The 217-nt window shown below is 72.4% G+C and carries 1 protein-coding gene; it reads left to right on the forward strand.

Annotated elements, in window-relative coordinates:
* Positions 1–217: beta-ketoacyl synthase N-terminal-like domain-containing protein (locus IH00_RS0136680; protein ID WP_031080868.1), on the forward strand; the 217-nt coding region annotated here is incomplete at both ends.

Raw genomic sequence — 217 nt, forward strand, 5'->3', positions numbered from 1 at the left:
TGGGAGGCGTTCGAGGACGCGGGCATCGACCCGACGACGCTGCGGGGCAGCGACACCGGCGTGTTCGCCGGCGTGGTGACCACCGACTACGGCGGCATGGCCTCCGGCGAGCTGGAGGGCTACCGCCTGACCGGCACCACGACGAGCGTCGTGTCCGGCCGTATCGCGTACTCGCTGGGCCTGGAAGGCCCGGCACTGTCCGTGGACACCGCCTGCT

Origin of the sequence: Streptomyces sp. NRRL S-118 (genome assembly GCF_000716335.1) — a bacterium.
Lineage (GTDB): Bacteria > Actinomycetota > Actinomycetes > Streptomycetales > Streptomycetaceae > Streptomyces.